Origin of the sequence: Marinobacter sp. C1S70 (assembly GCF_000475355.1) — a bacterium.
GTDB classification, from domain to species: Bacteria; Pseudomonadota; Gammaproteobacteria; order Pseudomonadales; family Oleiphilaceae; genus Marinobacter; species Marinobacter nauticus.
The window spans coordinates 1-22,921 of sequence record NZ_AXBW01000026.1 but is presented as its reverse complement, the minus strand read 5'-3'; the positions used below and the strand labels follow the sequence as shown (position 1 = coordinate 22,921).

At 56.8% G+C, this 22,921-nt stretch carries 21 protein-coding genes and 1 CRISPR repeat array; of the genes, 20 read left to right on the top strand and 1 reads right to left on the bottom strand.

The genetic code is table 11. From position 1 onward, the window contains the following. Window positions 1-172 precede the first annotated feature (172 nt). From hemA to Q669_RS08370, 4 genes are read left to right on the top strand one after another with little or no spacing between them, the layout of a single operon-like run. Entirely contained in the window at window positions 173-1,462 is a 1,290-nt protein-coding gene (hemA, locus tag Q669_RS08385; protein WP_011785824.1) for a glutamyl-tRNA reductase, read from the top strand. Beyond that, window positions 1,459-2,550, top strand: coding sequence for a peptide chain release factor 1 (prfA, locus tag Q669_RS08380; RefSeq protein WP_014420703.1), 1,092 nt, complete (start codon window positions 1,459-1,461; stop codon window positions 2,548-2,550). The genes hemA and prfA overlap by 4 nt, the downstream gene beginning before the upstream one ends. After that, entirely contained in the window at window positions 2,537-3,394 is an 858-nt protein-coding gene (gene prmC, locus Q669_RS08375) for a peptide chain release factor N(5)-glutamine methyltransferase (RefSeq protein WP_022991933.1), read from the top strand. Before prfA ends, prmC begins: the two co-directional genes overlap by 14 nt. Window positions 3,395-3,405: 11 nt before the next feature. Further along, window positions 3,406-4,152, top strand: coding sequence for a HesA/MoeB/ThiF family protein (locus tag Q669_RS08370; RefSeq protein ID WP_022991932.1), 747 nt, complete (start codon window positions 3,406-3,408; stop codon window positions 4,150-4,152). 143 nt (window positions 4,153-4,295) lie between these two features. On the opposite strand, the gene phrB is transcribed toward Q669_RS08370, so the two are convergent. Further along, window positions 4,296-5,687, bottom strand: a complete 1,392-nt coding sequence (phrB, locus tag Q669_RS08365) for a deoxyribodipyrimidine photo-lyase (protein WP_022991931.1) — start codon at window positions 5,685-5,687, stop codon at window positions 4,296-4,298. A gap of 151 nt (window positions 5,688-5,838) precedes the next feature. On the opposite strand from phrB, the gene Q669_RS08360 reads away from it, so the two are divergent. The 16 genes from Q669_RS08360 to cas2 all read left to right on the top strand — a co-directional run bounded on the left by Q669_RS08360 (window position 5,839) and on the right by cas2 (window position 19,725). Beyond that, window positions 5,839-6,651 carry a hypothetical protein gene (locus Q669_RS08360; protein WP_022991930.1) on the top strand — a complete coding sequence of 271 codons (813 nt, stop codon included), beginning with the start codon at window positions 5,839-5,841 and terminating at the stop codon, window positions 6,649-6,651. Between the two features lie 20 nt (window positions 6,652-6,671). Continuing rightward, the gene (locus tag Q669_RS08355) at window positions 6,672-7,559 is read left to right on the top strand and encodes a mechanosensitive ion channel family protein (protein WP_022991929.1); all 888 of its coding nucleotides are present in this window, start codon (window positions 6,672-6,674) and stop codon (window positions 7,557-7,559) included. Further along, window positions 7,540-8,031: an ATP-dependent zinc protease gene (locus Q669_RS08350; protein WP_022991928.1), complete on the top strand. Its 492-nt coding sequence runs from the start codon at window positions 7,540-7,542 to the stop codon at window positions 8,029-8,031. The genes Q669_RS08355 and Q669_RS08350 overlap by 20 nt, the downstream gene beginning before the upstream one ends. A 2-nt stretch (window positions 8,032-8,033) precedes the next feature. Next, on the top strand, window positions 8,034-8,939 hold the full coding sequence (gene rimK / locus Q669_RS08345) for a 30S ribosomal protein S6--L-glutamate ligase (RefSeq protein WP_011785816.1): 906 nt from the start codon (window positions 8,034-8,036) through the stop codon (window positions 8,937-8,939). Window positions 8,940-8,945: 6 nt separating this feature from the next. Continuing rightward, on the top strand, window positions 8,946-10,013 hold the full coding sequence (locus Q669_RS08340) for a succinylglutamate desuccinylase/aspartoacylase family protein (protein WP_022991927.1): 1,068 nt from the start codon (window positions 8,946-8,948) through the stop codon (window positions 10,011-10,013). A gap of 18 nt (window positions 10,014-10,031) precedes the next feature. Then, entirely contained in the window at window positions 10,032-10,457 is a 426-nt protein-coding gene (locus Q669_RS08335) for a secondary thiamine-phosphate synthase enzyme YjbQ (RefSeq protein WP_022991926.1), read from the top strand. Window positions 10,458-10,536: 79 nt separating this feature from the next. Further along, window positions 10,537-11,496 carry a helix-turn-helix transcriptional regulator gene (locus tag Q669_RS08330; protein WP_036149262.1) on the top strand — a complete coding sequence of 320 codons (960 nt, stop codon included), beginning with the start codon at window positions 10,537-10,539 and terminating at the stop codon, window positions 11,494-11,496. 87 nt (window positions 11,497-11,583) lie between these two features. Further along, window positions 11,584-13,872, top strand: a complete 2,289-nt coding sequence (locus Q669_RS08325; RefSeq protein WP_036149260.1) for a CRISPR-associated helicase/endonuclease Cas3 — start codon at window positions 11,584-11,586, stop codon at window positions 13,870-13,872. Window positions 13,873-13,880: 8 nt separating this feature from the next. Next, on the top strand, window positions 13,881-14,540 hold the full coding sequence (cas5c, locus tag Q669_RS08320; protein ID WP_022991923.1) for a type I-C CRISPR-associated protein Cas5c: 660 nt from the start codon (window positions 13,881-13,883) through the stop codon (window positions 14,538-14,540). Further along, window positions 14,537-16,324, top strand: coding sequence for a type I-C CRISPR-associated protein Cas8c/Csd1 (gene cas8c / locus Q669_RS08315; protein WP_022991922.1), 1,788 nt, complete (start codon window positions 14,537-14,539; stop codon window positions 16,322-16,324). The genes cas5c and cas8c overlap by 4 nt, the downstream gene beginning before the upstream one ends. Continuing rightward, window positions 16,321-17,193 carry a type I-C CRISPR-associated protein Cas7/Csd2 gene (gene cas7c / locus Q669_RS08310; protein ID WP_022991921.1) on the top strand — a complete coding sequence of 291 codons (873 nt, stop codon included), beginning with the start codon at window positions 16,321-16,323 and terminating at the stop codon, window positions 17,191-17,193. Before cas8c ends, cas7c begins: the two co-directional genes overlap by 4 nt. A gap of 52 nt (window positions 17,194-17,245) precedes the next feature. Then, a complete protein-coding gene (locus tag Q669_RS20095) occupies window positions 17,246-17,533 on the top strand; it encodes a DUF4258 domain-containing protein (RefSeq protein ID WP_022991920.1) in 288 nt (95 codons plus the stop codon). Beyond that, the gene (locus tag Q669_RS08300; RefSeq protein WP_022991919.1) at window positions 17,534-17,758 is read left to right on the top strand and encodes a type II toxin-antitoxin system MqsA family antitoxin; all 225 of its coding nucleotides are present in this window, start codon (window positions 17,534-17,536) and stop codon (window positions 17,756-17,758) included. Window positions 17,759-17,776: 18 nt separating this feature from the next. Further along, a complete protein-coding gene (gene cas4, locus Q669_RS08295) occupies window positions 17,777-18,403 on the top strand; it encodes a CRISPR-associated protein Cas4 (RefSeq protein WP_022991918.1) in 627 nt (208 codons plus the stop codon). Then, window positions 18,400-19,419, top strand: coding sequence for a type I-C CRISPR-associated endonuclease Cas1c (gene cas1c, locus Q669_RS08290; RefSeq protein WP_022991917.1), 1,020 nt, complete (start codon window positions 18,400-18,402; stop codon window positions 19,417-19,419). Before cas4 ends, cas1c begins: the two co-directional genes overlap by 4 nt. A gap of 12 nt (window positions 19,420-19,431) precedes the next feature. Further along, window positions 19,432-19,725, top strand: coding sequence for a CRISPR-associated endonuclease Cas2 (gene cas2, locus Q669_RS08285; RefSeq protein ID WP_022991916.1), 294 nt, complete (start codon window positions 19,432-19,434; stop codon window positions 19,723-19,725). A gap of 178 nt (window positions 19,726-19,903) precedes the next feature. Then, window positions 19,904-22,921: a CRISPR direct-repeat array (repeat unit 32 nt; unit sequence GTCGCGCCCCTCGCGGGCGCGTGGATTGAAAC).

Sequence of the window (22,921 nt, the reverse complement as noted above, 5' to 3'; positions counted from 1 at the left end):
GCAGATCGGGTTGCGGCCACGGCCAAGGCCCTATAATGGCATAAGCGTCTGAACTTGCCCAACCTGTCCGCACTTGCCGAAGGCGACGGGTTTTCGGGTGGCGACTGAGCAGTTGCCCCGGTAGAATGGCGAGTGATTATCCATAATCAGGGCAGGGTTTTCTGTACTCCAAATGGCACTAGTAACGCTGGGAATCAACCATCGCACCGCACCCGTGGAGATCCGCGAGCGTGTGGCGTTCACGCCGGAGCGAATGGCCGAGGCCTTTTCAGAACTCCGTGCTGCCTCCGGTGCCAGCGAGGCGGCTATCCTGTCCACCTGCAACCGGACGGAACTCTATCTGGCCGGCGATGACGACTGTGCCCCCTCGGTGTTGCGCTGGCTGGCCGGGTTCCACGAGCTGGATGTGGCCGATCTTGAAAACGTTCTCTATGTGCATCGGGATTCCGACGCGGTTCGTCATATGATGCGGGTGGCCGCCGGCCTGGACTCCATGGTGTTGGGCGAACCGCAGATTCTGGGCCAGCTCAAGGATGCCTATGCGCTGGCGCGGGAACACAGCGCCACCGGTTCCTTTCTGTCCCGGTTGTTCGAGCAGACTTTTTCCGTAGCCAAACGTGTACGTACCCAGACAGCTATCGGTGAAAACCCGGTGTCGGTTGCCTATGCCTCGGTCAGCATGGCACACCACATTTTTGCGGACATGTCCCGCAACAAGGCGCTGCTGATTGGTGCCGGGAAAACCATTGAACTGGTCGCCCGACACCTGGCAGAAGCCGGTGTGCGCAGTTTCTTGGTGGCTAACCGTACGCTGGAGAAGGCCCAGGCGCTGGCAGAAGCCCACGGTGGTAAAGGCATTCTGCTCTCGGAAATTCCGGATCATCTTTCCGATGTGGATATCGTGATTTCCTCCACCGCCAGCCCCTTGCCGATTCTGGGCAAAGGCGCGGTGGAAAGGGCGTTGAAGAAGCGCAAACACCGGCCCTATTTCATGGTCGACATTGCCGTGCCCCGGGATATTGAACCGGAAGTGGCGTCACTGGCCGACGTCTACCTCTATACCGTAGACGACCTGCGCCAGGTGATTGAAGAGAATATTCGCTCCCGGGAGGGCGCGGCCCGGGAGGCGGAAAACCTGATCAGCAGTGGCGTTCAGGATTTTCTGGATCAGCTGCGTGCCCTGGATGCGGTTTCCACCCTCAAGGTGTTCCGTCAGCGTGCAGAATTGCTGCGCGATGTCGAAACCGAAAAAGCCTTGCGCGCCCTGCGCAACGGCACCGATCCGGAGACGGCCCTGCGCTCACTGGCACGGGGCCTGACCAACAAACTTCTGCACCAACCCTCGGTTCAGGTACGCAAGGCGATGGCCGAAGGCCGTACCGAAGTGACCGAATGCCTGAGGGAGCTTTACCAGCTGGACGCACTGGAAGCTGACGAGCCCACCACCACGGAAAAACTATGAAACCATCCATCCAGTCCCGCCTCGAACAGCTTGTTGAACGGTTCGAGGAGGTGAACGCGTTGCTGAGTGATGCATCGGTGATTGCCAATCAGGATAAATTCCGGGACCTGTCCCGCGAATTTGCCGAGATTGAACCGGTGGTCAAGTGTTTTCAGGCTTGGCGACAGTCTCTGGAGGACATTGATGCGGCCACGGAGCTGGCCAAAGACGGCGATGCAGACATGCGGGAAATGGCCGAAGAGGAGCTGGCCAGTGCCCGGGCTCGCAGTGAAGAGCTGGACGAAGAATTGCAGCGTTTAATGCTGCCCAAAGACCCCAATGACACCAAGAATGTGTTTCTGGAAATCCGTGCCGGCACCGGGGGCGATGAAGCCGCTATCTTTGCCGGCGACCTGTTTCGCATGTATTCCCGCTATGCCGAGAAACGCCGGTGGCAGGTCGAGGTGCTCAGCGAAAATGAAGGGGAGCACGGCGGTTTCAAGGAAATCATCGCCCGCCTCTCTGGCGATGGCGTTTATGGCACCCTGAAATTTGAATCCGGTGCGCACCGGGTGCAGAGAGTGCCGGAAACCGAATCCCAGGGCCGCATCCACACCTCGGCCTGCACGGTTGCCGTGATGCCGGAGGCCGACGAAGCCGAAGCCGTTGAGATCAACAAGGCCGACCTGCGGGTGGATACCTTCCGCTCCTCCGGTGCCGGTGGTCAGCACGTGAACAAAACTGACTCGGCCATCCGTATCACCCACCTGCCCACGGGCATTGTGGTGGAGTGCCAGGAAGAGCGTTCCCAGCACAAGAACCGTGCCAAGGCCCTGAGCCTGCTGGCCTCCCGCCTTCAGAATGCCGAGCTGGAAAAGCAGCAGAAGAGCGTGGCGGAAACCCGCAAGAGCCTGGTGGGCAGCGGTGATCGTTCCGAACGTATCCGCACCTACAACTTCCCCCAGGGCCGGGTAACGGATCATCGTATCAACCTTACTCTGTACAAGCTCGACGAAGTCATTGCCGGAGATCTGGATGCCGTGGTGGTTCCCTTGCAGCAGGAACACCAGGCCGAACTGCTGGCAGATATGGCCAATGAGCAACAGTGAATGTTCGCTTACCTGTGAGGCCTTGCTGAGGGAAGCGGCAGGCCGGATTGGCGGTGAGTCTCCCAGGCTGGATGCCGAACTCCTGTTAAGCCATATCACCGGCCTGACCCGCACCAGTTTCCGGGCGTGGCCGGAGCGGGACGTGCCGGTGGACCAGGCAGAGCGGTTTTTCGCGTTGGTGGGCGAGCGTGCCAGCGGCCAACCCGTTGCCTATCTGCTGGGGGAGCAGGAGTTCTGGTCTCTCCCTCTCAAAGTCAGTCCGTCCACCCTGATCCCCCGGCCAGATACGGAGTGCGTGGTAGAGGCGGCGTTGTCGCTGGAATTACCTGCCAGCGCAAACGTGCTGGACCTCGGCACCGGCACCGGTGCTATCGCGCTGGCGCTGGCCAGTGAACAGCCTGGCTGGCAGATTATGGCCAGTGACCGCGTGCAAGACGCGGTCGACCTGGCCCGGGAAAACAGCCAGCGTCTGGGATTGCCTGTTACCGTGGTCAAGAGCCACTGGTTCGACCAGATTCCCGCCGGTACTTTCGACCTTCTGATTTCCAATCCACCGTATATACCGGCCAGCGACCGTCATTTAAGGGAAGGCGATGTGCGCTTCGAGCCTGAATCTGCCCTTGTGGCCGGAGACGACGGTCTGGACGATATTCGTCTGCTGGTGACCGAAGGACTGAACTGGCTCAATCCCAATGGCTGGATGCTGCTGGAGCACGGCTACGACCAGGGCAGCGACGTACGGGATTTGTTTGCCAAAGCCGGATGGCGCAACATGGAAACCCGCAAAGATTACGGCGGCAATGATCGCATGACCCTGGCCCGAAAACCGGCCAGTGACCAATAGCGAGAACAACTATGCTCAGCGACGAAGAACTCCTCCGCTACAGCCGGCAAATCCTGATGCCCCGGTTCGACATCGCCGGCCAGGAAAAACTCAAAGACGCCCATGTACTGGTTATCGGCGCTGGCGGCCTGGGTTGTCCTGTGGCTCTCTACCTGGGCGCCGCAGGTGTTGGCCACCTGACTCTGGTTGACGATGACCAGATCGAGCTGGCAAATCTACAGCGCCAGATAGCCTTTGAGCAAAGCTGGCTGGGCAATTCAAAAGCCGAGCGTCTGGCCGAGCGGGTGAGGGCGATCAATCCGGAGATTATCGTTAACGCAGTCAATCGCCGGGTGGATGGTGATGATCTGAGTCAGTTGGTGAGCGAATCCACACTGGTGCTGGACTGCACGGACAACTTCAATACCCGGTTCGCCCTGAACCGGGCTTCGGTTTCTTCGAAAGTGCCCCTGGTTTCGGGGGCTGCAATAAGAGGTGAAGGCCAGCTTTCTGTTTACGATCCCCGCCACCCAGAAAGTCCTTGTTACCATTGCCTGTATCCTGAACAGGGCAACGAAGACCTGACCTGCTCGGAAGCCGGCGTCATCGCTCCGCTCGTCGGTATGATCGGCTCGGCTCAGGCGATGGAAGCTGTAAAGGTCATCTCAGAGGTTGGTAAACCATTGGTAGGCCGTCTGCTGATTCTGGATGCCTGGCAGATGGAATGGCGAGAGATGAAGCTGGCAAGAGATCCCGAGTGCCCAGTCTGCGCAAGTTAACTCCAGGATAGGTCAGGGTTGGGGGAGGTCTTTCCAAAACCCTGTGGAGCCATGGATGGCGGAACGGAGCCTACATGGATGTATTTACGGCGTGTTTTGGAAAGACCTCCCCCAACCCTGACCGGCAACGAGACTCCAAAGTCTCAATCCTTCAGCGCCTGAAACCTGGCGATGGCTTCTTTGCGGGACTCTTTCAGGTCCACAATGGGTCTGGGATAGCCTTTTGGGATAACACCACCCCTGGATGGGTCGTGAATCCGCTTGTTGTCGAGCTTTGCCAGCTCCGGCACCCAGTTCCGAATAAACTCCCCCTTCGGATCAAACCGCTCACTCTGGGTCACCGGATTGAACACCCGAAAGTAGGGCGCAGCATCGGTACCCGTTGAGGCACTCCACTGCCAGCCACCGTTGTTAGACGCCAGAAAGCCATCCACCAGATTCTGCATAAACCAGGCTTCACCCAGCCGCCAGTCGATAAACAGGTTCTTGGTGAGGAACATGGCAGTGATCATCCGCAGGCGATTGTGCATCCAGCCGGTGGCTTTCAACTGGCGCATGGCTGCATCCACAATAGGGATGCCCGTGCGGCCTTCCTTCCAGGCTTCGAAATGCTCGCCCGGCGTATTCCAGGCCAGAGCCTCGGTTTCCTCCTTGAACGCACGTCCCATACTCACCCGCGGGTAGTGATAAAGGATATGGATATAGAAATCCCGCCAGGCGATTTCGTTAATCCAGGTTTCCACGCCTTCGCCGGAAAGGCCGGACTGCTTCGCCGCGATCAGACACTGGCGCCCGGAGAGCACGCCATTGGCCAGGTAGGGGGAAAGTTGGCTGGTGCCATCCAGCGCCGGGAAGTCCCGGTTATCTTTGTAGTCCTTGGCGCGCTCGGCCAGAAACGCTTCCAGCTGCTCGTGAGCTGCATCCTCACCCGTCGGTACCAGCGGCTCCGGTGCCTCTCTGAACGGCGCAGGCAGGGTGTCGGCCTGCTCGGGTTTGACCGCCTTGGCGATCGCGGAAGGTCTGGGGTGCAGCGTGGGCCGTGTTTCCTCTATCCAGCTGCGCCAGCGCCGGGAGAAGGGCGTAAACACCGAATAGGGTTCGTTCTGTTGGGTCAGAATCTGGCCGACCGGGGCGACGGTCTGATCCCGGTACTTGCTCACCCGGATGCCGAAATCCACCAGGCGATCGCGCAGTGCTTTATCCCTGCGGCGTTCGTTAATGCCGTACTCCTCGTTGAAATGGACGTCGGCAATGTCACTGTTCTTGCAGAACTGCAGCAGTGCATCGCTGCCATCCGAAAAACGCTCGGCGTTCAGGAATGTCAGTGGAACGCCAAGCTCAGCCAGTTCCCGGGCCAGGGCGTTGGCGTGTTCAAGAACAAAGCGTACCCGGGCGGCAGACCAATCGTGTTCCTGCCATTGCTGAGGGGTGACTACAAAACACGCGCGCACCGGTTCTCCTGACTGGCACGCGGCCGTCAGGGCAGGGTTGTCGGCAAGCCGAAGGTCATTACGGAACCACACCAGTTGTGTCATCGGGTCATCCAGGTCGTTGACGGGTGCATATAAGGGTAAATACAACCCAAAAAATCATAGGCTTGTATATTCGCTGCGACTACCGGATTGGATTATAGTTAAAACCAGCCGCCACCGAATCACGCTGACAACAAGGAGCCGTTTCGCAGGCATGACCGAGCAAACCGAAAGCCAGCGCGAAGGTGTCTGGGCACACCCCTATCAACTGGCTTCCGGCCAGACGCAACAGCATCAGCTCGGGCATACCCGGGTGTGGATTACCCTGCTGGATCTGGAGTGGCAGGTTCGAGAGCAAAAGCTGGATATTCATTCCGACCCGCTCCACTGGCAGGAAACCCTGGGCCATACCGTGCCATCCGCTGATATCCCAGTGCAGCGTTTTGTGCGTATGGATGATAACGGTATTGTCCGCTTCAACCCCGCTATGGGCTGTCGTCCCACGGTTATACGGCCGTTCCAGCCTTTAACCATTCCTGCCGGTGGGCGCTGTTTGCTTTACGTGGGAACATCCTTGTGGATGAAAGTGTGTGTAGGTGATGGGCAAACGGAGCTGACCGAGATCCCGCTGGCCGTGCCCTCCATGACCTGGCTTGGCCGTAACACCATGGAGGGAGAGCTTTGCTACGCTTCCTCCACCTTTGGCCGGTTGGCACTTGAGGCGGTGCCGAAACGGCCCTGGCGAGCCGTTACTCCGGTGACCATTATCAATCGCCGTGAGCAGGCACTGCTACTGGAACGGTTCAGCCTGCCCACGCCATTGCTGGCCCTTTATCGAAACGAGCGTGGACAGCTGTGGACGCCGGGTGTCACGGTAGAGTGTGAAACCGATATGAATTCTGCCAGCCTGCATATTGAGCAGTCGGTACCAGCCTATGCCGGTCAATGCCAACTGGTGGCGCCGGCCCGGGAAAAACTGGCCAAAGGGCGCCGCCTGGTGCGGGCATTTGACCGGATGTTTGGCTGACAGAACCAGGAGCAACTCTGTTGATTGAGGCTATTGAAACCACCTTTATTCAATTGATCAGTGGCATTGCCTGGGGGCAGTGGCTGGCGGCGGGTTTTTTGCTGGTGCTGGGTATCTTCCTGGGTACCATGTTGGCCCGCAGCGTCGGGCGGCTGGTCGAAAGTCGCACCTCACGGCACCACCAGGTGCTGATCCGGCGCCTGGTGTTCTATGTAATTTTCGTGCTGTTTGCCATCGCAGCGCTGCGGGAAGCCGGGTTTTCGCTGGAAGTGGTGCTGGGGGCGGCCGGTATTCTTACGGTAGCCATTGGTTTTGCTTCGCAGACATCGGCTTCCAATATCATCAGCGGCCTGTTCCTGGTGATGGAGCGCCCGTTTGAGATAGGCGATTTCATCGAGGCGGATGCTACCATCGGTGAGGTGGTGGCAATTGATCTGCTCAGTGTAAAGCTGAGAACACCGGACAACCTGTATGTGCGTATTCCCAATGAAACCCTGATCAAGACCCGGGTAGTGAACCGCTCCCGGTTTCCGATCCGGCGGATCGATCTGGTGATCGGTATCGCCTACGCTGAAGATGTGGAGCGGGTGCGGGATCTGTTGCTCGGGCTGGCGGAGACCAACCCTCACTGCCTGGAAGAGCCCCGGCCGTTCGTGCTGGTGACCGGGTTCGGGCCTTCGTCTGTGGATCTCCAGTTTTCCTTCTGGGTGGCCCGGGAGGAATTTCTGGAAGGTAGAGGCGGCATGATGGTCGCCATCAAGAAAGCACTGGATGGGGCCGGCATCGAAATACCGTTCCCCCACACCAGTGTCTACGCCGGCAGTCATTCCGAACCTTTCCGCATACAGCTGGTTGGGTCGGAACAACAGCAAGAAAAGGAATCACCGGATGTCGACAATAAAACCTGAAGCCATCAAAACCACTCCCCCGAAAGCCGCAGAGAACAAGGTCAGCCTGGGGTGGCGTGAATGGGTGGCGCTGCCGGATCTTGATATCCAGCGTATCAAGGCCAAGGTGGATACTGGCGCCAGGACATCCTGTCTGCACACGTTCCGAACCGAGCCTTATACCGAAAATGGCGAGCGCCGCGTGAAGTTCTGGGTGCACCCGGTCCAGAACGACCTGCACCATGTGGTGGAATGCGATGCCCGGGTGCTGGACGAGCGCACGGTATCGGATTCCGGTGGCCACAAGGAACAACGGCTGGTGATTGAAACCACACTGGTACTGGGCGATCAGAGCTGGCCCATTGAAATGACACTGACCAACCGGGACTCCATGCGGTTCCGGATGTTACTCGGGCGCACCGCCATGGCGGGACGCTCGGTGGTATACCCTGAAGCTTCTTATCTTGCCGGTGAGCCGGCACCAAGGACCTGACTATGAAAATTGCGGTACTGTCGCGAAACCGTCACCTGTATTCGACCCGGCGTCTGGTGGAGGAAGGCATTAACCGTGGCCACGAAGTGAAGGTCATCGACTGCCTGCACTGTTCCATGAACATCACCTCTGCCGACCCGAAAATCCACTATCACGAAGAGGTGCTGGAGGATTTTGATGTGGTGATCCCCCGTATTGGTGCCTCGGTCACTTTTTACGGCACCGCGGTACTCAGGCAGTTTGAAATGATGGGTGTGTTCCCGGTGAACGAATCGGTCGCCATCACCCGTTCCCGGGACAAGCTGCGCTCTTTGCAGCTGCTGGCCCGTAAGGGTGTAGGTATGCCAGTGACCGGCTTTGCCAACAAGCCGGACAACGTGCCGGAGTTGCTGAAGATGGTGGGTGGCGCGCCAGTGGTGATCAAGCTGTTGCAGGGTACCCAGGGCATCGGCGTGGTGCTGGCGGAAACCCGTAAGGCGGCAGAAAGCGTTATTGAAGCCTTTATGGGCCTGAAAGCCGACATTCTGGTGCAGGAGTTCATCAAAGAGGCGGGCGGTGCCGACATCCGCTGTTTCGTGATTGGCGACAAAGTCATTGCCGCCATGAAGCGCCAGGGCGCCGAAGGCGAATTCCGCTCCAATCTGCACCGCGGTGGCACCGCCTCTCTGGTGAGAATTACTCCGGAAGAGCGCCGAACTGCCATTACTGCCGCCAAAGCCATGGGCCTGAACGTCGCCGGCGTGGACCTGTTGCGTTCCAGCCGAGGTCCGTTGGTGATGGAAGTAAATTCCTCGCCTGGCCTGGAGGGTATTGAAAATGCCACCGGAAAGAACGTGGCGGGCATGATCATCAACTGGACCGAAAAGAACTATAAGCCCTGGAAAACCAAAACCCGGGGCAGGGGATAAGCAGGCATGGCCAGAGCTCCATTTGAGATTGCCGGCGTAGAGGTGAAAGCCGGTACCCGGGAGACCGTGGAAGTCCCAGTGGCAAAACTCTACACCCATACCCCGCTGCATATTCCGGTGGAAGTGGTGCACGGCCGCCGGGATGGCCCGGTATTGATGGTCTGTGGCGCCATCCACGGCGACGAGATCAACGGTGTTGAAATTATCCGCCGGGTATTGAAGAACTCCGTGCTGCGGCACCTTCGGGGCACCCTGGTGGCAGTCCCCATTGTTAACATTTTCGGGTTTGTGCAGCGTACCCGTTACCTGCCCGACCGGCGGGATTTGAACCGGTGTTTCCCGGGCTCTGAGAGTGGTTCTCTGGGCGGGCGTATTGCCTATCTGCTGCGCACCCAGATCATGGAAAGCGTGACCCACATTATCGACCTGCATACCGGCGCCATTCATCGGTTCAACCTGCCGCAGATCCGTGCGGAACTGAAAAGCCCGGAAACCTCACGCATGGCTGAAGCCTTTGGTGCACCGATTATCATCAATGCTGGCCTGCGCGAAGGCAGCCTGCGGGCCTATGCCGATTCGCTGGATATTCCGGTGATCACCTTTGAAGGCGGGGAAGCCCTGCGTTTTGATGAAGTGGTTATCGCCAGCGGTGTTAAAGGCGTAATCCGGGTAATGCGGGAGCTGGAAATGGTACCCGCCAAGAAAGGCCCCAAGGCGCCGAAAAAGCGCTCGGAGACGGCGGCCAATTCCCAGTGGGTGCGGGCAGACATCGATGGCATCATGCGCCCGGTGGCCAGGCTGGGCCAGAAGGTTCGCAAGGGACAACGGCTGGCCATGGTGGCCGATCCCTTTGGCGAGACCGAAGTGGCCATCACCTCGCCCTGCTCCGGGATCGTCATCTGCGTGAACAATCTGCCCTTGGTGAATGAGGGCGAAGCGATCTACCACGTGGCGCGGTTTGACGAGTTAGGTGAAGCCGAAAAGGCCATGGACTACTTCCGCAGCTCCTTCGAGAACGAAGTGTCGGAGGAAGCCGTGGTGCCGGTACACCCCTGGGACGAACTTCAGAAATAACCGAACGTTGGAGTACCTATGATCTGGCACCAGAACATCATTGAGCTGGCACCGCTGCCGCGGGGCTTCAATCTCGTGACCAACGAGATCCTGGCCCAGGCGCCGGAACTGACGAACTGCGAAGTGGGGTTGCTGAATCTGTTCATTCAGCATACCTCCGCTTCTCTTGCCATCAATGAGAACGCCGACCCGGACGTACGTGGCGATCTGGAGCGTCACTTCAATGTGATGGTGCCGGAACACGCCGACTATTACGAGCACACCCTGGAAGGCCCGGATGACACCACCTCCCACATCAAAAGCGTGATCATCGGGCCGTCGCTGACCATCCCCATCAGCCACGGCCATTTGGCTCTCGGTACCTGGCAGGGGATTTATCTTTGCGAACACCGGAATCATGCCGGTGGTCGTAAAATTGTGGCGACTTTGCAGGGGCGTTGGTGAGTAGGTTTCAGTGAAAGTGGCAACCAAATGGATATGTAGCTAATCTTGATGAAGGAGGTGTCTTCAGCAAGGAGAGCAAGTGAGCCGCTTTTACCGCATTTACCGAATCCACGAATTACTTCGCAGTGCTAAAAAACCAGTCCCCATGCGCAGGTTTATGGAAGAACTGGAGGCCAGCCGGAATACCATAACCCGAGACTTCGAGTACCTGCGAGATTCCCTGGGCGCTCCAATCGAATACTGCCGGGAAGAGAATGGCCACCACTATGCACCGGAAGCACCTGTATTCGAGCTGCCGGGGTTTTGGATGAATCCAGCAGAGCTTTATGCCCTGCTAGCCTGCGAGTACTTGCTGGAGAACGTTCAGCCCGGGCTTATCACTAATCGCCTGGCTCCGCTGAGGACAAGAATCCGGGATTTGTTGGGTGAATCCGGCCATGATGCAGAGACCATCAGCGAGCGCATTCGAATCCAACCAATCCAGACCCGCTCAGCGGAACACCAGATTTTTGATCCGGTTGCAGAAGCAACGCTTGCGGGCAAATGCCTGACCTTCCATTACCTCTCCAGAAGCACGAGCACAGACAAGCTGCGAACCGTGCACCCCCAGCGGTTAGTGCATTACCGCTCTAATTGGTATTTGCTGGCTATTTGTAATGAAGCAAATTCCCTTCGGCTGTTTTCACTTGACCGAATGTCTGCCCCCTCCGTTTCTGCTGATCCATCCAAAAAAGCATTGAAAGATGATCTGGACGCCTTTGCGGGCTCTGGGTTCGGAATATTCGGGGGTGCAGCAACACAAACCGCCCACCTGAAGTTTACCGAGCATGCGGCCCGCTGGGTGGCCGAAGAAGTCTGGCATGAAGAGCAAAAAAGTGAGTGGCTGGATGGCCGCTACCACCTTCATGTTCCCTACTCTGATGAGCGTGAGTTGGTCATGGAGGTATTGCGCTATGGTCCGGATGTTGAGGTTGTTGCGCCGGAAAGCCTCAGGTGTGAAGTGGCGGAAAGGGTTCGCAGAATGGCAGAAATCTACTGAGGATTTTTGCAGTGGTGCAGTGGTTGGTGCAGTGGTTGGGGCAGCGGTTGATTTAGGCTGGGATCCTTATAACAAGTAAAGGTTTCGATGACTGGAATGAATAATCTCGGTTATGTTGCCCATGTGAAGCAGGATGATTCCTCAGGCGATTGGCATGAACCGCATCGCCTGGAGGAGCATTTGCGCAAAGTAGCAAAGCTCAGTGCCTCAAAAGCGGGAACGTTTCAGTCATCGGGCTGGGGCATGGCTGCTGGACTTTGGCACGATCTCGGAAAGTATCGTAGTGCTTTCCAGAAATACATTCGCGATGCCTCTGGATATGAACGGGAAAATGCTCACGTAGAAAACCCGCAAAGAGTGACGCATTCCACAGCAGGTGCGGTTCATGCGATTAACCAATGGCCATCTGTGCCGGGTTACATCATTGCTTATCTGATTGCCGGGCATCATGCAGGATTGCCAGACTGGTCGGGTGGTCGTGGCTCGTTGCAGTTTCGCCTGAAAGAGGTGGGGCCGGAGTACTCTGAAGCCATGGAGGCAAAGATCCCCGGCGACCTTTTGACTACGCAACAACCGGATATTCCGGAACCTGCCAGGAACACGGATTCAATCAGCCTATGGATGCGGCTTTTGTTTTCGTGCCTGGTAGATGCCGATTTCCTGGACACCGAAAGCTACATGGTGCCTGAAAGGGTTATCCAGAGAGGTCGATTACCGAAACTGTCTGAGCTTCATTCAGTGTTCTTTGAACGGATGAATCGACTGCAGAACGCGGCAGATGACACCCCGTTAAATCAGACCCGAAAGGCGATTTTCAATGCTTGCCAACGAAGCGCTGCCGAGTCATCGGGAATATTCAGTCTGACGGTTCCCACCGGCGGTGGAAAAACACTCGCCAGTCTGGGATTTGCGCTGGAGCATGGCAGGAAACATGGTAAGTCGAGAGTTATCTATGCCATACCGTTCACCAGCATCATTGAACAGAATGCTGGCGTGTTCCGTGAGTTTCTTGGCGATGAAGCTGTGCTGGAGCACCACAGCAGCCTGGATGTTGATCCCGGATCTGAGAATGCGGGATCCAGGCTGGCGGCAGAGAACTGGGACGCGCCATTGATTGTCACCACGAACGTCCAGTTATTCGAATCTTTGTTTGCCAGCAGAACCAGTCGCTGTCGGAAACTGCACAATCTGGTGAACAGCATTGTGATTCTTGATGAGGCCCAGCAAATTCCCCGTGATTTTCACGAACCCATCACACGAGCAATGCAACAGATGAGCGAGTATTTCGGGGTCACCTGGGTGCTCTGCACGGCTACGCAGCCGGATCTTGGGAAGCAGGTAGATGCTTTTGGCAGCGTTCTCCATACCGGTCTCGATAAAGTTCGGGAAATAATCCAGGAGCCAGCCGCTCTGGCGAGTGAGTTGAAGCGTGTAAACATCGAGATGCCGTCCGATCCGGATGAAAAAATGTCCTGGCAGGACTTGTCTCAGCAGTTGGTGAAAGAAGATTGCGTTCTGGTAGTGGTTAACAAGCGGCAGGATGCGAGAGCGCTTTATGAACTTCTGCCAGGCAATGGCGACCTGTACCACTTGTCTGCAAATATGTGCGCAGAGCACCGCTCACGGATCCTGGCGGATATTCGCCATAAGCTTGCTGAGCGGCGCTCTGGATCTGAGAGGCCTCTGCGAGTTGTCAGCACCCAACTGATTGAAGCCGGGGTAGATGTTGATTTTCCGGTGGTTTACCGGGCAATGGCTGGTCTGGACTCCATCGCTCAGGCAGCGGGCCGCTGCAATCGCGAAGGGCGGCTGCCCAATCACGGTCGTGTTGTGGTGTTTCAGCCAGAGCAATTGCCGCCTCCCGGTTTCCTCAGGCAAGCCGCACAGGTAACGCTCAAACTGCTCAGAAGTGGTCAGTTGAATGAACCTCTCAGCCCGGAAGCTATACAGGCTTTCTTTAGCGACCTTAACACGCAGGGTGATCGCGACAAGCATGGTATTTGCGGTTTGCTGAAAGCGGAAAGTTCACCGGATGCACCGTTGGCGATCCAGTTCCGGGAGGCAGCGGACAAGTTCCGACTGATCGATGACAAGGGTATAGGTGTGGTGGTTCCTTTCTGTCCGGAAGGGTATAAAGAAACACCTGTTGATCAGTGGCTTGCGATGCTGGAGCAGGATGGCTCCCGGAAATGGGTGCACAGGAAATTACAGAGGTACAGCGTCACATTGCCGGAGTCGCTCGCCAAGCAGTTGCATGGCATGGGGGCAATCTACGAACGTGCCGGTAAATTTGTTGTTGAATCCAGTCATTACCACCCGGTTTGGGGTGTTCAGGCACCGGATAGCCTGATACCCGCCGAATCAACCGTTATATAGGAGGGCTCATGGGCTTTTGCCTGGATGTCAGTGGAGAGTTTGCCTGTTTCACCAGGCCCGAGATGAAGGTAGAGCGGGTGAGCTATGACGTGATTACCCCGTCGTCGGCCAGAGCCATTTTCGAGGCCATTCTGTGGAAACCCGCGATTCAGTGGCAGGTTACAAAGATCGAGGTGTTGAATCCGATCAAATGGATGAACCTGAGACGCAACGAAGTGGAGTCTATTGTATCCACTCGCACGGCCAAGTCGGCAATGATCAGCGGGGAAGGGCATCTGGGGATTTATGTTGACGAACAGCGCCAGCAGCGTGCGAGCCTGTTATTGAAAGATGTGCGATACCGACTTCATGCCGAATTTCAAATGACGGATAAGGCCGGCCCGCAGGATTCAGCTGCCAAGTTTGCGGATATGTTCCGTCGCCGCGCCGAGAAGGGTCAATGTTTCAACCAACCCTATCTGGGATGTCGTGAGTTTAGTTGTGATTTTGCTCTGGTGAATGCCAGTGATAGCCCTGAGCCGATTCAGGATTCACCGGATCTCGGGTTTATGCTGTATGACCTGGATTACTCTGATCCGGCCTCGCCCCGGCCACTGTTCTTCAGAGCGAAAATGGAGAACGGTGTAGTAGCTGTACCTGACCGCAACAGCCCGGAGGTGAGGGGATGATTCTTCAGGCACTGTGTGAGTATTACGACCGGAAGAAAACGGCGGGAAGCCCGCTGCCGCCCGTGGGATTTGAAGAGAAAGAAATTCCGTTTGTCATAGTCCTTAGTCCTGAAGGGAAGTTTGTTCAGTTAAAGGACACCCGAGAGTTTCAGGAGAAAGGTAAGCCAGTAGCCAAGGCTTTCACGGTACCGCAAGGTGTAAAGCGCAGCGGTGCAAAATCCTACGAAACAGCCTACTGCCTCTGGGACCATGTCGGATATGTACTGGAACAGCCCAAGGTTTCCAAACCGGGTACAGAGCCCAGTCCAAAAGAAGTCGACATGGCCGGGAAGCAGCACCAAGCGTTCGTTGATCTGGTAGACCGTCTTCGAACAGAGATACCGGATGACGAGGGCGTTCAGGCCGTTTATGCATTCCTTCACGACGAAGCCGAGAAAGCGAAAGTCCGGCAGGCACCAGAATTTCAGGAATGCCTGAAGATCTCGGGGTGCAATCTCACCTTTCAGTTGAGCACAGACAATAATCTGGTCTGCCAGTCCACGGCTGTTCGCCAGTGGATCGCGGAGCAACCTCTCGACAGTGAGAATCAGGATGGTATTTGTCTGGTTACTGGCGATAAAACCAAGATTGCTCGCCTGCACCCTGCGGTAAAAGGTGTGTGGGGGGCCCAGATGGCCGGCGCGAACATTGTTTCTTTTAATATCGACTCGTTCAATTCCTGGGGCAAGGATAAAGGTAATAACGCGCCAGTAGGCGAGGAAGCCGCCTTCAAGTACACCACCGCTCTTAATCAACTGCTGCGTACCAGCAGTCCTCAGAGGTTACAGTTAAATGAGACGTCGGTGGTTTGGTGGTCATCGGGAGAGAGTTTCCTCGAAGACAGCTTGCCATCATTCTTCAACGATACCCCCAAGGATGACCCTGATAGAGGTGTCAGAGCGGTGAGGCAACTGTTCGAAAGTCTTCACTCCGGCGCATTTTTGGAAGGGGATGGTACGAATCGCTTTTACCTTCTCGGACTATCCCCCAACGCAGCTCGAATAGCCGTCCGGTTCTGGCAGGTTGGCACCGTGGCGGAATTCAGCAAACAACTGGCCCAGTGGTTCCGTGATATCGAAATTGTCAGCCGGAGCACGGACTACCCGCCTTTGAAACCACTGCTTCGATCAACGGCATTGTTGGGAAAAGATGAAAACTTGCCGCCACACTTGGTCGGCGAAACAGTACGCGCAATCCTCATGGGTTTGCCGCTGCCGACGAGCCTTATGCAGGGTGTCATCAAGCGAATCAAAGCAGAGCAGGGCGAGGTGACACCCTATCGTGCGCGATTGATCAAAGCCTTTCTGAACCGCTCTTATCGTCATCAGAACCTCACCAATAAGGAAGTGACCATGGCCTATAACCCTGAAGAAAAGCGGATTGGTTACCGCCTGGGCTGTCTGTTTGCTGTGCTGGAAAAGCTGCAATCGGATGCCAATCCGGGACTGAACGCGGGTATCCGGGATCGTTATTACAGTAGCGCCAGCTGTAATCCAAAATCTGTTTTCGGAACGCTGATGCGCTTGCATGCGCATCACCTAAAGAAACTGCCACATCAGGGGCAGCGAGTCGTCGCCGAGAAGCGCATTGCGGAGATTATTTCAGATATCAACGACTTCCCCGCATACCTCAATCTGGAGGATCAGGGTTTGTTCGCCATTGGTTACTACCACCAACGCCAGGCGTTATTTACCAAGCATTCAAAAGAACCAGCGCATAATGAATCAGAAGGAGCCGAAGCATGAGCCTTAACAACCGTTATGAATTTGTGTACCTGTTTGATGTAAAAGATGGTAACCCGAATGGCGATCCCGACGCTGGTAATTTGCCGCGGGTGGATGCCGAGACCGGGCAGGGGTTGGTTACCGATGTGTGCCTGAAACGCAAGGTACGTAACTACGTTGGCATGGTGAAGGAGGAAACTCCTCCTTTCGAGATCTACATCAAAGAGAAGGCAGTGCTGAACAGGAACAATCTTCGGGCTTACGAGGCGCTGGAATTAAAACACGAGTCAAAAAAGCTGCCTAAAAAAGAAGATGATGCCAGAAAGGTGACGCAGTGGATGTGCCAGAACTTTTTTGATATTCGGACGTTCGGCGCGGTCATGTCGACGGACGTAAATACAGGCCAGGTCCGAGGCCCTGTCCAAATGAATTTTGCCCGAAGTATCGAGCCGGTTGTCAGCGCCGAACACAGTATTACCAGAATGGCCGTAACGACTGAAAAAGAAGCTGAGGTTCAAAGCGGTGATAACCGGACAATGGGGCGAAAGTTCACAATCCCGTATGGTTTGTACCGTTGTCACGGATTCATCTCGGCGAATCTGGCGAAGCAGACTGGTTTCAGCGAAGAGGATCTGGAGCTTCTCTGGGATTCGCTGGTAAACATGCTTGATCATGACCGCTCTGCCAGCCGGGGCGAAATGTCACCTTGTGCACTGTTGGTATTCAAGCACGATTCCGTGCTCGGTAATGCGCCGGCCAGGAAGCTGTTTGAGTTGGTTGACGTTAAGCGGAAATCTGAAGGGCCGGCCAGGGATTTCAGCGACTACGAAGTTACAGTCAAAGAGGACCAACTGCCGAAGGGTGTGCAACTGATCAAGTATCTGGACTAGCCCGGAGCTGACTGCCTCATTCAGTATCGATATCAGGGAGAGTACTTCAGGGATGAAACAATGTACGTCAGTCAAGTTCAGCGGCCATGCGCTCAGGCGCATGTTCGAGAGATCGCTGTCTACGGAAGAAGTCATATTCACTATACAGACCGGGGAAACGATAACGGACTATCCTGACGATAAACCCCACCCGAGTGAATTGCGCCTGGGGTGGGTAGACGATAAGCCTGTTCATGTTGTCGTGGCTCAGAATCAGGAGAACAATGAGTGTTACGTGATAACCGCTTATGTGCCATCACCGGACATCTGGAAGGAAGACTTCAAAACCAGGAGAAACTGAATGAAATGCGCAATCTGTAAAAACGGGGAAACCCATCCCGGCACTACCACCGTCACGATGACGCGAGGGGAGGCAACTATCGTTATCAAAAATGTGCCCGCTGAGATTTGTGATAACTGTGGTGAGTACTACCTCGACGATTCGATCTCCGCAAAAATTCTTGGCATGGCGGAGGAAGCGATCAAGCAAAATCACGAGGTAGAAGTGATTCAGTTCGCTGCATGAATAAAAGGTCGCCTGGTTATGCAGGATGAAAAGCTGGTTCCGCTTTCCGCGTTGCAGCACTATGCCTTTTGTCCCCGTCAGTGTGCTTTGATACACAACGAACAGGTGTGGGCAGAGAACTGGCTGACGGCACAAGGGCAGGTTTTGCACCAGCGTGTGGATCGGGGTGAGCCGGAAACCCGCAAGGGTATTCGCTATGAGCGGGGTGTGTTGGTCAGCGCTGAGTCGCTCGGGATCACCGGCAAGCTGGACCTGGTGGAGATCGAGCATTCAACCGGGACAATGAAACCGGTCGAGTATAAAAGAGGCAAACCCAAGCGGGATAGCTGGGATCGGATTCAGCTGTGTGCCCAGGGGCTTTGCCTCGAGGAGATGAAGGGCGAACCTGTGCTTTCAGGCGCGCTATGGTATTGGCAAACTCGCCACCGGGATGAGGTGGCATTTACAGAAGACCTTAGGGAAGAGACGCGGGCTGTCATTACTGAAGTACGCAATTTGCTCCGCAGCGGACAAACCCCTAAAGCAGTTTATGAGAAGAAGTGTGACTCGTGCTCGCTATACGATCTGTGCAACCCAAAACTACTTGGTAATGACCGAAGCACTCGATACGTGGACGAGCTGTTCGATGAGGTGGATCGATCGTGAAAAAGCTTCAGAACAGTCTTTATGTCACCCGGCAAGGTGCTTATGTGCACAAGGAGCGTGAGACCGTTGTTATAGAGCATGAGCGCAAGAAACTCATGCAGGTGCCCATTCACTCGGTCTCCGGTTTGTTTTGTTTTGGTAACGTGCTGGTCTCTCCGGCCTTGATGGGGTTTTGCGGGGAGAAAGGCGTTAATCTGGCTTTTTTTACGGAGTATGGTCGCTTTTATGGGCGTCTACAGGGAAAGAAATCAGGCAATGTGCTCCTCAGGCGGGCTCAGTACAATGCTGATCAATCAACGAGTCTCGAAATTGCCCGTTCCGTAGTCGCTGCAAAGTTGGTTGGTTGCCGGAATGTACTGCTCAGGCAACAGCGCAATCATGGGGAAACAGCATCTCTGGGCAGGGCCGTGAAGCATCTTGCCGCTTCAATCCGGTTGGCAAAGTATGTCGATAATCTCGACTCCCTGAGAGGCATTGAAGGGGACGCTGCTGCACAATATTTTGCTGTATTTGAGGAATTGATTAACAAGAGTGCCCGTGAAGAATTTGCTTTCTCAGGCAGAAATCGAAGGCCGCCACGTGACCCGGTTAATGCGTTGTTGTCATTTGTCTACTCGATTCTTGGCCAGGATATCAGTGCTGCACTTAACGGAGTGGGCCTGGATCCGCAAGTAGGTTATTTGCATGCCGATCGGCCAGGTCGTGACAGTCTTGCACAGGACCTGCTTGAGGAATTTCGGCCATGGCTGGCGGACAGGCTCGTACTGAGCTTGATAAACCGGAAACAGCTGAGAGCAACGGATTTTGTCACAGAGTCCTCCGGAGCGGTCAGAATGTCAGACGATGCAAGGAAAAAGCTTCTGGTGAGTTATCAGGAACGCAAGCAGCAGGAAGTTATGCATCCCTTCCTAAAAGAAAAGGTGCCGATAGGAATCATTCCGCATATTCAGGCGATGCTGCTTGCCCGCCACCTCAGAAATGATCTGGAAAGATACCCGCCTTGTGTCGTCCGATAGGAGAGTTCTGCCATGATGGTACTGGTTACTTACGACATTTCGATGGAAGATCCCGAGGGTCCTGGGCGTTTGAGGCGAGTGGCAAAAGCGTGTCTTGATTACGGGGTGCGTGTTCAGTATTCGGTGTTCGAATGCGAGGTTGATCCGGCTCAGTGGACCTTTTTCAGGGACGAATTACTGGGTCTTTATGATGAAGAGAAGGATAGCCTGAGATTCTACAAACTCGGTAAAAACTGGAAGAATCGAATTGAACATCATGGAGTGAAGCCAGCGCCGGATATTTTCCGGGATGCGATGATTTTATAAGCGCTAACCGGTAGTGCTCATTAAAAAGCCGGTACGTTAGCGAAAGGCCAGGGCCTGTGTGGCACCTGGCCTTTTTGTATTTGCGCATCTAATGAACAGCAAGAAAATTATAATGCGTGCCCATATTAGCGGAATCCGAGGAGTGGCCGCTTTGGATTCAGTCGGTTAGGATAGAGCAGTCGCGCCCCTCGCGGGCGCGTGGATTGAAACTTGTCGGCGTGATAGATCCAGGTGCGGGTTTTCTGTCGCGCCCCTCGCGGGCGCGTGGATTGAAACCTGTTCGTATCCCTCGATGGATTCAGCATCGGCCAGTCGCGCCCCTCGCGGGCGCGTGGATTGAAACTGCTGGACGAGGTGGATAAGGAGCTGGAACGTCGTCGCGCCCCTCGCGGGCGCGTGGATTGAAACGGGCGACGCCTGAGAGCGGCAGGGGTGAACGAAGGTCGCGCCCCTCGCGGGCGCGTGGATTGAAACGGAGCACTGAACAACCGATCTGGCACCGCCCGGCGTCGCGCCCCTCGCGGGCGCGTGGATTGAAACGGTCGCAACCATGCGTATAGCGTGGCCGCAAAATGTCGCGCCCCTCGCGGGCGCGTGGATTGAAACTGCGATTGCAGGCCGAGGCGGTGGATGAGGTTAACGTCGCGCCCCTCGCGGGCGCGTGGATTGAAACGGAAACCCAGACCCGTACACCCACATGATCTGGTCGTCGCGCCCCTCGCGGGCGCGTGGATTGAAACACCGCGGTAATCCGGATCGAGTAGACCTGGTGTGTGTCGCGCCCCTCGCGGGCGCGTGGATTGAAACCTGATCTGGGGTAACGGGTCCGACTTCGACAACACGTCGCGCCCCTCGCGGGCGCGTGGATTGAAACAACCGTTGTGCCTTGATGTCCGCGTAAATGTCGCGTCGCGCCCCTCGCGGGCGCGTGGATTGAAACACGTCCCGGATGTGCATGAAGTCGTAGGTGGCGTCGTCGCGCCCCTCGCGGGCGCGTGGATTGAAACCAGAACTTCCACGGGGCCTGCATGCCGAATGACGTCGCGCCCCTCGCGGGCGCGTGGATTGAAACGACCTGGCCGGGTCGGTGCTGCATCGGATTATGAGTGTCGCGCCCCTCGCGGGCGCGTGGATTGAAACGAGAGGGCGTGGTTGAAACTACCGGGCCGCTGTCGTCGCGCCCCTCGCGGGCGCGTGGATTGAAACAGGGCTTGCTGGGCGGTCATGGCGCTGGTGTTGGGTCGCGCCCCTCGCGGGCGCGTGGATTGAAACGATGGTCGTCGATGGCCGCAAGCTGAAAGCCAGGTCGCGCCCCTCGCGGGCGCGTGGATTGAAACCCATCAGGGAGATATACACCGTGATCAACACCCTGGTCGCGCCCCTCGCGGGCGCGTGGATTGAAACATCCGAGGCCGGCAAATTGAAGGGCCGGCCCCAGGTCGCGCCCCTCGCGGGCGCGTGGATTGAAACGCAGTCTGAGCGTCAATCACAGCCGCCCTCAGCGTCGCGCCCCTCGCGGGCGCGTGGATTGAAACAACTCGGTCAGTCAATATGGCATTCGCCGCCCGCGTCGCGCCCCTCGCGGGCGCGTGGATTGAAACCTTGGCGTTATCACCACAAGGCTCGTCGGAGAAGAGTCGCGCCCCTCGCGGGCGCGTGGATTGAAACCGCCGGTCATGGCCTCGATTTGCCACTGCCTGCCCGTCGCGCCCCTCGCGGGCGCGTGGATTGAAACCAGCGGCTTGCTCATAACTGCTCACTCCTGCATTCGTCGCGCCCCTCGCGGGCGCGTGGATTGAAACTCATACGACTACGAATTCGAGGTGTGGAAGAACAGTCGCGCCCCTCGCGGGCGCGTGGATTGAAACTTGGGGCTATTGGCGTCGCAAACGATGATGTCGTAGTCGCGCCCCTCGCGGGCGCGTGGATTGAAACTCCTTGATATTGGCGCCGGCGAGGGAATACAGGGCGTCGCGCCCCTCGCGGGCGCGTGGATTGAAACATCTGGTTGGGTACGCTTTATGAGATCTTGCGAGTCGCGCCCCTCGCGGGCGCGTGGATTGAAACATCACCCCGTCCGGGATTTCGTTGCCGGTGGCAGGTCGCGCCCCTCGCGGGCGCGTGGATTGAAACTTCCGATTGTCCGCGACGATGGTCTGCAGCTGATGTCGCGCCCCTCGCGGGCGCGTGGATTGAAACCGATATAAGAACAGGCGCTGATCCAATGTCATCAGTCGCGCCCCTCGCGGGCGCGTGGATTGAAACAGTGTACTGTTATCAGCCAGCACAAACGGCAGGTGTCGCGCCCCTCGCGGGCGCGTGGATTGAAACAACTACGGCAGCAAAACCAAGGGGCTGGCCTGGGGTCGCGCCCCTCGCGGGCGCGTGGATTGAAACTACCGTCGATTCATCGCTGACAGCTACGCCTGCAGTCGCGCCCCTCGCGGGCGCGTGGATTGAAACATGTATGCCCCGAACGGGAAGAAAGACGGCATGCGTCGCGCCCCTCGCGGGCGCGTGGATTGAAACATCGAGGGCCTGAATGGCACCCCAACCCTGAACCAGTCGCGCCCCTCGCGGGCGCGTGGATTGAAACCGGCTTACGGCATTCAGGCCTTTCACAGTGATGACGTCGCGCCCCTCGCGGGCGCGTGGATTGAAACCGTGGCGCGATCGTGATCAGCCAGAACGCCCAGGGTCGCGCCCCTCGCGGGCGCGTGGATTGAAACTTAATGGGATGACCGTTCTCATCCAGTACAATCCAGTCGCGCCCCTCGCGGGCGCGTGGATTGAAACATCACGAACGGCAATTGGTACTGGGTCTCAATCGTCGCGCCCCTCGCGGGCGCGTGGATTGAAACTGACAGAGCCGTGCGTCGCCCGTTGTTGTGTCGAGTCGCGCCCCTCGCGGGCGCGTGGATTGAAACACCAAGCCATCGGCGGCTTGTTTGGTAATCATCGAGGTCGCGCCCCTCGCGGGCGCGTGGATTGAAACACCAAGCTGGATATCAATGGCAACCCCTTGCCCGCGTCGCGCCCCTCGCGGGCGCGTGGATTGAAACTTTTTTACTGAACAACGCGTTCACCATCGGTGAGCGTCGCGCCCCTCGCGGGCGCGTGGATTGAAACATCTTGACCCGTCGGCGTCTGACGACCGCCCGCCTGTCGCGCCCCTCGCGGGCGCGTGGATTGAAAC